Below are 8,752 nucleotides of genomic sequence, written 5' to 3'. Positions count from 1 at the left end.
TACACCTGGATCAAGCAGCACGACCCGCGGTTCAACGTGAAGTACCGCGACGACAAGTCCTATCCGTGGATGGCGGTGACCTGGTCGGAGGAGTTCCCGCGGGTATTCGTGGGCCGCGGCAAGAAGCGCAAGGGCACCCGCTACTTCGGTCCCTACGCGCACGCCTGGGCGATTCGCGAGACGCTCGACCCGCTGCTGCGGGCCTTCCCGATGCGGTCCTGCACCAACGGTGTCTTCCGCTCGGCGGCGGCGTCCGGACGGCCGTGTCTGCTCGGCTACATCGGCAAGTGCGCCGCGCCGTGCGTCGGCCGGATCGGCCCGGACGAGCATCGCGCGCTCGCCCAGGACGTCTGCGACTTCCTCGCCGGCCGCACGAATGTGTTGCTGAAGCGCCTGGAGCGGCAGATGCAGGAGGCGTCCGACAACCTCGAGTTCGAGAAGGCGGCGGTGCTGCGCGATCAGCTGCACGCGCTGCGCCAGGCCACCGACTCGAACGCGATCGTGCTCGGCGACGGCACCGACGCCGACGTGATCGCGCTGGCCGAGGATCCGCTGGAGGTCGCCGTCCAGATCTTCCACGTCCGCGACGGACGCGTCCGCGGCCAGCGCGCCTGGGTGGCCGACCGCACCGACGACACCGAGACCCCCGGCCTGATCGAAACCTTCCTGCTGCAGCTGTACTCCGACGTCGACGGCACCGAGGTGCCGCCGGAGATCCTGGTCCCCGAGGTGCCGTCCACCGCGGGCCTGATCGCCGAGCTGCTGACCGAATCGCGGGGCTCGCGGGTGATCATCCGCACCCCGCGGCGCGGCGACAAGAAGACCCTGATGGAGACGGTGGCCCGCAATGCGGCCGAGGCGTTGGCGCTGCACAAGACCCGGCGGGCCAGCGACCTGTCCACCCGTAACCAGGCCCTGGAAGAGATCCAGCAGGCGCTCGCGCTACCCACGGTGCCGCTGCGGATCGAGTGCTACGACGTCTCGCACCTGCAGGGCACCGAGATCGTGGCGTCCATGGTGGTCTTCGAGGACGGCCTGGCCCGCAAGAGCGACTACCGGCGGTTCGTGATCCGCGGCATCGACGGCTCCAACGACGTGGCGGCGATCCACGAGGTGATCACCCGGCGGTTCCGCCGCTACCTCGACGAGCAGACCCAGCCGTCCGATGAGGGCCCGCTGCTGGTCGATCCGACAACGGGCGCGGCCCGCAAATTCGCCTACGCGCCGGGATTGGTGGTGGTCGACGGCGGGGCCCCGCAGGTCGCCGCCGCAGTCCGGGCGCTGAACGAACTCGGCATCGACGACGTGGCGGTGATCGGGCTGGCGAAGCGGCTCGAAGAGGTGTGGGTGCCCGACGACGAGTTCCCGCTCATCCTGCCGCGGACCAGCGAGGGCCTCTACCTGCTGCAGCGGGTCCGTGATGAGGCGCACCGGTTCGCCATCACCCACCATCGCGGACGCCGCAGCGCCTCGATGGTCGAGTCGGTGCTGGACGCCGTCCCCGGCCTGGGTGAGGTGCGGCGCAAGACGCTGCTGAAGCACTTCGGTTCACTGCGGAAGCTGCGCGCGGCGACACCCGAGGAACTGGCGGTGGTTCCGGGCATCGGGCCCCGCCTCGCCGCCGCGATCGTCGAGGCGCTCGCCGGCCCGGTTCCCGAGGCGGTGAACCTCACCACGGGCGAGGTGCTGGACTCAGGACCCGCTGCGGCGCCGTCCGCGGATCGGGGATAATCTCCCACCATGAGCACACCCGCCTCCGCGCTCCGCTTCGTGATCGTCACCGGCATGTCCGGTGCCGGTCGCCGCACGGCGTGCCACACCCTGGAGGATCTGGGCTGGTACGTGGTCGACAACCTGCCGCCCCAGCTGCTGCCCGGCATGGTGCAGATCGCCAAGGAACGTGACTTCACCAAGGTGGCGGTCGGCCTCGACGTCCGCACCCGGTCGGCCTTCCAGCAGATCCCGTCCGTCTTCGACGCCCTGGGACAGGCGGGTGTGGTGCCTCAGATCCTGTTCCTGGACGCCGACGACGCGGCCATCGTCCGACGCCAGGAATCGGTGCGCCGGCCGTTGCCGCTGCAGGGCGAGGGCGGGCTGCTCGACGGTGCCCACAAGGAGCGGCAGCTGTTGGCCAGCCTGCGTGCCTCGGCCGACATGGTGATCGACACCTCGAACCTCAACGTGCACCAGCTGTCCGACCGGGTGGCACACGCGTTCGGTTCCGACGAGAACGCCGACCTGCTGGTCACCGTCATGTCGTTCGGGTTCAAGAACGGCATCCCGATCGACGCCGACATGGTGTTCGACGTGCGCTTCCTGCCCAACCCGCATTGGGTGCCCGACCTGCGGCCGCAGACCGGCCTGTCGCAGGCGGTCTCGAGCTATGTGCTCGGCCAGGACGGCGCCGACGACTTCCTCGGCCACGTCACCGACCTGCTGGCCCTGGTGAAGCCCGGCTATCTGCGCGAGGGCAAGCGGCTCGCCACGGTCGGTGTCGGCTGCACCGGCGGCAAGCACCGCAGCACCGCGATGGCCGTGGAGCTGTCCAAGCGGCTGCAGCAGCGCGGGGTCGCGAGCCAGGTCATCCATCGAGATCTGGGTAAGGAATGAGTGGGCTGAGGCGGGCGCCGTCCGTGGTCGCCTTCGGCGGCGGGCACGGGCTGTACGGCGCGTTGAGTGCGTTGCGCTACGTGACGCCGCACCTCACCGCGGTGGTCACCGTCGCCGACGACGGCGGCTCCTCCGGACGGCTGCGCGCCGAGTTCGACATCCTGCCGCCGGGCGACCTGCGGATGGCGCTGGCCGCGCTGTGCGCCGACGACGATCTGGGCCGGACGTGGGCAGACGTGCTGCAGTCCCGGTTCAGCGGTGAGGGGCCGCTGGCCGGGCACGCTATCGGCAACCTGCTGATCGCCGGGCTGTGGCAGCGGCTGGAGGACCCGGTCGCCGGCCTCGACATGGTGGGCGCACTGCTGCGCATCCAGGGCCGGGTGCTGCCGATGGCCGCGGTTCCGCTGATGATCGAGGCCGACGTGGTGGGCTCCGACCCCGAGCGTCCGGACGACCTCGCCGTGCTCCGCGGGCAGGCGACGGTGGCCAAGACCCGCGGCGACGTCCGCGCCGTACGGCTGGTGCCGTCCGATCCGCCGGCACGGCGGGAATCGGTGCAGAGCGTGCTGGAGGCCGACCACATCGTGCTCGGCCCCGGCTCCTGGTTCACCTCGGTGATTCCGCACCTGCTGGTGCCCGAGCTGGCCGACGCCATCACGTCGACCAGGGCGCAGCGCATCCTGACCATGAATCTGGTGCCCGCCGACGAGACGGACGGCTTTCCCGCGTCCCGGCATCTGGAGGTGCTCGCCGACCACTGCCCGGCGCTGCGGCTCGACGCGGTGATCGTCGACCCGAGCTTCGCCGCCGACGATCCGCCGTTGGAACGCTTCGCCCGCTCCCTCGGCGCCCGTCTCGTGGTGGAGAATGTACGGATGCGCGACGGCACCCCGAGGCACGATCACCACCGGCTGGCCGCCGTCTACGCCGAACTCATGCAGTAACGACCGACCAGGTCGCACCACCCCCGAACCTCTAAGGACGAATCCATGGCAATGACGCAGCAGGTCAAGGCGGAGCTGGCCACGGTGCCGGTGACCAAGCCGGCCTGCCGCCGCGCCGAGGTGGCGGCCATCCTGCGTTTCGCCGGCGGGCTGCACCTGGCCGGCGGCCGGATCGTGGTCGAGGCGGAACTCGACACCGGTGGTGCCGCCCGCCGGCTGCGGACGGCGATCGCCGAGCTGTTCGGTTTCAACTCCGAGTTCGTGGTGGTCACCTCGTCCGGACTGCGTCGCGGCACCCGCTACATCGTCCGGCTGATCCGTGACGGTGAATCGCTGGCCCGGCAGACCGGCCTGATCGACAATCGTGGACGCCCGGTGCGCGGCCTGCCCGCGGCCATCGTCAGCGGCGGCCTGGACGTCTCGGTGGCCGGCTGGCGGGGTGCCTTCCTGGCCCACGGCTCGTTGACCGAGCCCGGCCGTTCGATGGCGATGGAGATCACCTGCCCCGGTTCGGAGGCGGCGCTGGCACTGGTCGGTGCCGCCCGGCGGCTCGGCATCTCGGCCAAGGCACGTGAGGTGCGCGGGGTCGACCGGGTGGTGATCCGCGACGGCGACGCGATCGCGGCCATGCTGACCCGGCTCGGTGCCCACCAGTCGCTGCTGGCCTGGGAGGAGCGTCGGATCCGGCGTGAGGTGCGGGCTTCGGCCAACCGGCTGGCGAACTTCGACGACGCCAATCTGCGCCGTTCCGCGCGCGCCGCGGTGGCCGCCGGCGCCCGGGTCGAGCGCGCCCTGGAGATTCTCGGCGACGACATTCCGGAGCACCTGAAGGTGGCCGGCCTGCTCCGGCTGGAGAACAAGCAGGCCTCGCTGGAGGAGCTCGGCCAGCTGCATCAGCCGCCGCTCACCAAGGACGCGGTCGCCGGCCGCATCCGGCGATTGCTGGCGACCGCGGACAAGCGCGCAGCCGAGCTGGGGATCCCGGGCACCGAGGCCAATCTGTCCCGCGAGATGCTCGAGGACAACGACTGAGTCCACGGCCGCTCCGTTCCGCTCGCGCGGTGAGCGCGACCGGCCCGGCAGGTGGGTCCAGCCGGCCCACGCGGTGGTCCCGGATCGTGTGGGCACATCCTGTGTTCACCTTCGGTTCATATGCTTTGTTCAGCCTCCGATACCCGGTTTCCGGAACTCCTTCCTACGGAGGCCTTTTTCTATAGAGTGGGCCCCGTCCACCCTTGCCTGTGCCTGAGAAGCGGGCAAAAACTCAACGAAGGGGAACCATCACATGACGGTGAAGGTTGGTATCAACGGTTTCGGTCGCATCGGCCGGAACTTCTTCCGTGCGCTGACGGCGTCCGGAGCCGACATCGAGGTCGTCGGCGTCAACGACCTGACCGACAACAAGACGCTGGCCCACCTGCTGAAGTACGACTCGATCCTGGGCCGCTTCCCCGGCGAGATCAGCTACGACGACGAGTCGATCACGGTCGACGGCCACAAGATCATGGCCTACGCCGAGCGTGACCCGAAGAACCTGCCCTGGGGCGAGATCGGCGCCGATGTCGTGATCGAGTCCACCGGCTTCTTCACCGACGCCAACAAGGCCAAGGCCCACATCGAGGCCGGCGCCAAGAAGGTCATCATCTCCGCTCCGGCGAAGAACGAGGACATCACGGTGGTCGTCGGTGTCAACGAGGGTGACTACAACCCCGAGACCGACAACGTCATCTCCAACGCGTCCTGCACCACCAACTGCCTGGCCCCGATGGCCAAGGTGCTGAACGACACCGTCGGCATCGTCCGTGGCCTGATGACCACGGTGCACGCCTACACCGCCGATCAGAACCTGCAGGACGGCCCGCACAGCGACCTGCGTCGCTCGCGCAACGCCGCCCTGAACATCGTGCCGACCAAGACCGGTGCCGCCGCTGCCGTGGCCCTGGTGCTGCCGGAGCTCAAGGGCAAGTTCGACGGCTACGCACTGCGGGTTCCGGTCCCCACCGGCTCGGCCACCGACCTGACCTTCCAGGCCGGCAAGGAGACCTCCGTCGAGGAGATCAACGCCGCCATCAAGGCCGCCGCCGAGGGCCCGCTGAAGGGCATCCTGGCCTACACCGAGGATCCGATCGTGTCCAAGGACATCGAGACCGATCCGCACTCCTGCATCTTCGATGCCGGGCTGACCAAGGTGATCGGCGATCAGGTCAAGGTCGTCGGCTGGTACGACAACGAGTGGGGCTACTCCAACCGCCTCGTCGACCTGACCGTCCTGGTCGGCTCGAAGCTCTGAGTCCGGTAATCACCCGATAGATAGTCACAGGAGAGGCCGAAGGTGAAGTCAGTACAGGATCTTGGTGATCTGAAGGGCAAGCGGGTACTCATCCGCTGCGACTTCAACGTCCCGCTCGACGGCGACACGATCACCGACGACGGTCGGATCCGGGCGGCGCTGCCGACCCTGACCCAACTGAAGGACGCCGGCGCGAAGGTCATCGTGCTGGCTCACCTCGGCCGACCCAAGGGTGCCCCCGAGCCGAAGTACTCGGTGGCCCCCGCGGCGAAGCGGCTCGGCGAGCTGATCGGAGCAGAGGTCAAACTCGCCTCCGACACCGCCGGGCCGGGCGCCGAAGCGACCGTCGCCGGCTTGGCCGACGGCGAGATCGCGCTGCTCGAGAACGTCCGCTTCGAGCCGGGGGAGACCTCCAAGGTCGACGCCGAGCGCGAGGCGCTGGCGCAGAAGTGGGCCGCGCTGGCCGACGTCTTCGTCTCCGACGGATTCGGTGTGGTGCATCGGAAGCAGGCCAGCGTCTACGACGTGGCCAAGCTGCTGCCGCACGCCGCCGGCACCCTGGTGAAGAAGGAGGTCGACGTCTTCTCCAAGGTGCTCTCCGACCCCGACCGGCCGTTCGTGGTCGTGCTGGGCGGCGCGAAGGTGGCCGACAAGCTGGCGGTCATCGAGAACCTGCTGAAGCTGGCCGACACCCTGGTGATCGGCGGCGGCATGGCGTACACGTTCCTGGCCGCCCAGGGCTACCAGATCGGTGCCTCCCTGCTCGACGAGGCCAGCATCGAGACCTGCAAGGGCTACCTGGCCACCGCTGCGGCCGAGGGCAAGCAGATCCTGCTGCCGGTCGACGTCCGGGTGGCCTCCGGCATGGACTTCGCGGCCCGCACCGTCGACGGTGCGGTCGAGGTGGTCGCCGCCGACGCGATCCCCGCGGACAAGATGGGCCTCGACATCGGCCCCGAATCCGAGAAGCTGTTCGCCGACGCGATCAAGGCGGCGAAGACGGTGGTCTGGAACGGCCCGATGGGCGTGTTCGAGATCGCCGAGCTGGCCGGCGGCACGGCGGCTGTGGCACAGGCGCTCACCGAGGTCGACGGCCTGAGCGTCGTCGGCGGTGGCGACTCCGCCGCGGCGGTGCGCGAACTCGGTCACGACGATAGTGCCTTCGGGCACATCTCCACGGGCGGAGGCGCCTCGCTGGAGTACCTGGAAGGCAAAGAACTGCCGGGCATCGCGGTGCTCGAGGAAGGCAACTGACATGGCGCGCACGCCCATCATGGCCGGCAACTGGAAGATGAACCTCGACCACGTCGAGGCCACCGGACTGGTCCAGAAACTCGCTTGGACGCTGGATGACCTGAAGTACGACGCGAGCAAGTCGGAGGCGGCCGTGATCGTGCCGTTCACCGATCTGCGCACCGTGCAGACGCTGATCGAGGGCGACAAGCTGCCGCTGAAGTTCGGCGCCCAGGATGTCTCGGTGCACGCCTCCGGCGCCTACACCGGCGAGATCTCGGCCGCCATGCTGGCCAAGCTGAACTGTGGCTACGTGGTGATCGGGCACTCCGAGCGGCGCGACTACCACGGCGAGACCGACGAGCTCGTCAACGAGAAGGCCAAGGTCGTGCAGGCCGCCGGAATGACCCCGATCGTCTGCGTCGGCGAGAAGCTCGACGTCCGCAAAGAGGGCAACCAGGTTCCGTTCGTGCTGGCCCAGGTCGACAAGTGCCTGGCCGGGCTGACCGGCGACGAGGTCGGCGCCCTGGTGATCGCCTACGAGCCGGTCTGGGCGATCGGCACCGGCGAGGTGGCCACCCCTGAGGACGCCCAGGAGGTCTGTGGCGCGATCCGCGTCCGGGTGGCCGAACTGGTCGGCCAGGCCGCCGCGGACGCCGTCCGGATCCAGTACGGCGGCTCGGTCAAGTCGGGCAACACCGTCGACATCATGGCCCAGCCCGATGTGGACGGCGCCCTGGTCGGCGGCGCCAGCCTGGACGCCGCCGAGTTCGCGAAGATCATCACCTTCTACCAGCGGGCCTGATCGCCTGTTCGGCGGTGGCCGAGGCGCTGGCGTGGTTAGGTTAGGATTCACCCTGTGATTGTTGTGCCCATGTTGACGTGGCCGATTCTGACCCTGTCGATCGTGCTGATCCTCACCAGCGTCGTGTTGGCCCTGTTCGTGCTGTTGCACAAGGGCCGCGGCGGTGGCATGTCGGATCTGTTCGGCGGTGGCATGTCCACGTCGATGGGTGGCGCGTCAGCCGCTGAGCGCACGCTCGACCGGCTGACGGTGATCATCGGTCTGGTCTGGCTGGCCACGATCTTCGGACTGCTGGTGCTGTACCGGTTCTTCCCGGATTACGGCACGCTCTGATCTTCCCCTGCTCTCGGCGTAGGGCTATTCGACAAGGAGAAACACGTGGTTGGTGGTAGCGCGATCCGGGGCAGCCGGGTTGGTGCGGGGCCGATGGGCGAGGCCGAGCGGGGCGATTCTGCGCCGCGGTTGTACGTCTCGTACTTCTGCTCGAACCAGCATGAGACCCGCCCCGCCTTCGCCGCCGATGCGGTCGTCCCCGAGACCTGGGACTGCCCGCGCTGCGGACTCCCGGCGAACCTGGATTCCGAGAACCCGCCGCCTCCGCCGAAGATCCAGCCGTACAAGACGCACCTCGCCTACGTGAAGGAGCGTCGCAGCGACGCGGAGGCGGCAGCGATCCTCACCGAGGCGCTCGAAGGCCTGCGTGCCCGCCGGGCCGCCGGCGAGGTCATCTACTGACCGAACGCTGAACCGACAAGGAACCGTCCCCTGAACCATTCAGGGGACGGTTCCTTTCGGTTCACCCGCTCCACCGCGGATCGCGTCGACCCGAACGTCGGGGGACGGTTCTTCCAGGTGCGATTTTCGACGATG

The 8,752-nt window shown here is 69.0% G+C and carries 9 protein-coding genes; all 9 read left to right on the top strand.

Annotation, left to right across the window (positions count from 1 at the left end):
• Window positions 1-1,731, top strand: a 1,731-nt coding sequence (uvrC, locus tag Q0066_RS07110; protein ID WP_298131513.1) for an excinuclease ABC subunit UvrC, incomplete at its 5' end; no start/stop codon positions are given.
• A gap of 9 nt (window positions 1,732-1,740) precedes the next feature.
• Complete coding sequence (gene rapZ / locus Q0066_RS07105; protein ID WP_298131512.1) at window positions 1,741-2,610, top strand: RNase adapter RapZ; 870 nt, start codon at window positions 1,741-1,743, stop codon at window positions 2,608-2,610.
• A complete protein-coding gene (yvcK, locus tag Q0066_RS07100) occupies window positions 2,607-3,554 on the top strand; it encodes a uridine diphosphate-N-acetylglucosamine-binding protein YvcK (RefSeq protein WP_298131511.1) in 948 nt (315 codons plus the stop codon). Before rapZ ends, yvcK begins: the two co-directional genes overlap by 4 nt.
• Window positions 3,555-3,599: 45 nt before the next feature.
• Window positions 3,600-4,586, top strand: coding sequence for a DNA-binding protein WhiA (whiA, locus tag Q0066_RS07095; protein ID WP_298131509.1), 987 nt, complete (start codon window positions 3,600-3,602; stop codon window positions 4,584-4,586).
• A 253-nt stretch (window positions 4,587-4,839) separates the two neighbouring features.
• Complete coding sequence (gene gap / locus Q0066_RS07090) at window positions 4,840-5,844, top strand: type I glyceraldehyde-3-phosphate dehydrogenase (RefSeq protein ID WP_298131508.1); 1,005 nt, start codon at window positions 4,840-4,842, stop codon at window positions 5,842-5,844.
• Between the two features lie 42 nt (window positions 5,845-5,886).
• A complete protein-coding gene (locus Q0066_RS07085; RefSeq protein WP_298131507.1) occupies window positions 5,887-7,098 on the top strand; it encodes a phosphoglycerate kinase in 1,212 nt (403 codons plus the stop codon).
• A 1-nt stretch (window position 7,099) separates the two neighbouring features.
• A complete protein-coding gene (gene tpiA, locus Q0066_RS07080) occupies window positions 7,100-7,882 on the top strand; it encodes a triose-phosphate isomerase (RefSeq protein ID WP_298131506.1) in 783 nt (260 codons plus the stop codon).
• 69 nt (window positions 7,883-7,951) lie between these two features.
• On the top strand, window positions 7,952-8,215 hold the full coding sequence (secG, locus tag Q0066_RS07075; protein ID WP_298131504.1) for a preprotein translocase subunit SecG: 264 nt from the start codon (window positions 7,952-7,954) through the stop codon (window positions 8,213-8,215).
• Window positions 8,216-8,260: 45 nt separating this feature from the next.
• Window positions 8,261-8,617 (top strand): RNA polymerase-binding protein RbpA, encoded by a 357-nt coding sequence (locus Q0066_RS07070; protein WP_298131501.1) that lies wholly within the window; start codon window positions 8,261-8,263, stop codon window positions 8,615-8,617.
• Window positions 8,618-8,752: the final 135 nt, after the last annotated feature.

This window comes from Micropruina sp. (assembly GCF_027492755.1).
Classification (GTDB): Bacteria; Actinomycetota; Actinomycetes; order Propionibacteriales; family Propionibacteriaceae; genus Micropruina.
Note: the sequence above shows the minus strand (reverse complement) of the source record. Positions and strands in the feature narration are given on the sequence as shown.